A 1,576-nucleotide genomic window follows, 5' to 3' on the forward strand; every position below is an offset into this window, starting at 1 on the left:
ATCCCGACAGCCGTCAAGCCATTTGAGGTAGCTTTAACGTAGCGGCTTTTGTGCGAAGTTGAAGCGGACGCAGGGCGTACTGGGGCTTATCCAATTCGCTCCGTATGTGAATGAATATTTGGCGACAGGAGTCCCAAGTGTTTCATGAGGTAGGATGGCGCGCCTGGCCCCGACCCAACAAGGTGTCGGAACATAGGCTCCAAATGACTTGACGCCGTGTCGGATGGCCTTTTATTTTGTCTCCACATTCGCTCTCCATAGCTGTCAGCGACTGTCCTACTAAAGCCATAAATTGCTTATAAGCAGGCATATTTTCCTCGGACAACTGTCCCTTTCGAATCATATGTGCTGCTTCAATTGGTTCAGTCGCATTTCTGAGTGAATTCTGGGATAACTCACCGCCTTATTCCCCAGTTTTATTTTATGCACATTGGGAAAGGATGAGGAATCATACCATAATCTACCAATAAATGCGACACAACCAGTTCTACCATAAAAAACATTGGAAAACTTTAGATGTGAAGACAAGATGAAGACTATATTATTGATAACAGTAACATTGTGGGCAACAACATGTCATGCGCGTGAGTTGTGGGAAATTCCTGTAACTGAAGCAATGGCTTTACATTTTCAAATGAAAGAGGATGCATTTGTACGAGCGCAAAAAGCAAGGGACATTAAAAATAAGATTAAGATATGGAGCACTTGTAAAGAAACGTCTGAAAGACTGAAATCTCAGTATTATAGGCTTGACGCTATAAGGTATAACGCTCAGCAAATATTTGAGTGGCAAGAGACATATCCTGAAGAGACTGACATGTATAAAGATGCAAAAGATGCCGAATCTCAGTGGTTGTTCTTGATGAACCAAGTTTCAAGTAGACTGGGTATCGCTCGTACAGAATGCAAAAAAGAAGGGACAACGCCAGCGGTTGAACTGGAAAGAGCTAGACGCCATTGGGTGTGGACTATTGAGGATAAGAATCGGGCCATTCGCAATAAGAGGCATATTTCCATATATTATATAACACACCTGTTCGATAAATACGCTGATAAAACGGTAATGTTTGCCCAGGAAGAGGTAAACTGGGGGGAGCGCATATACCAAGACATAGTTAGATATATGTATAGTATATCGGATGCTGCAATTGACGAAAAATTAGATGTAGATTACAAACAAGCTGATGAATACCTCAATGAGGTTATCGCCGCACACAAGACCAAAAAAAGGCTTGAAGATGGACTTTACGAATCACTTCAAATTAAAAAGATTAAGGAGGTTATGGAAGAGTGGAGTACAATACAAACTCTAGTGGATGCTATGCGTGACTATTAATGTAAATCAAGAGAGGTTCTGTCGCATTTATTGGTGTGGCCTTCCTGATAAGGTCGTTATGGATAAAAATGGGGCAAACTATGCAGGCTTAGCTAATATTAATCTCTTATTAATTCTGGCTGGGTTTGCCACTATGATCGACATATGCCAAGTTAAATATTTGGGTAGTGGGTGAAATCTGTTATTCCACTTAATTATTTGAGAAAATGAAAAATATATATCATACTGACTCAAATGAAA

At 40.7% G+C, this 1,576-nt stretch carries 1 protein-coding gene; it reads left to right on the forward strand.

The genetic code is table 11. The features are described 5' to 3' along the window. Positions 1-529: 529 nt before the first annotated feature. Positions 530-1,336, forward strand: a complete 807-nt coding sequence (locus tag BQ7314_RS14700) for a hypothetical protein (protein WP_174484444.1) — start codon at positions 530-532, stop codon at positions 1,334-1,336. Positions 1,337-1,576 lie beyond the last annotated feature (240 nt).

Origin of the sequence: methanotrophic endosymbiont of Bathymodiolus puteoserpentis (Logatchev) (assembly GCF_900128525.1) — a bacterium.
In the GTDB taxonomy this organism is placed as follows: Bacteria; Pseudomonadota; Gammaproteobacteria; order Methylococcales; family Methylomonadaceae; genus Methyloprofundus.

What these genes read in the sequence shown, in the direction of transcription:
- BQ7314_RS14700 (WP_174484444.1), top strand. Translation starts at nt 530, where the DNA reads ATGAAGACTATATTATTGATAACAGTAACATTGTGGGCAACAACATGT.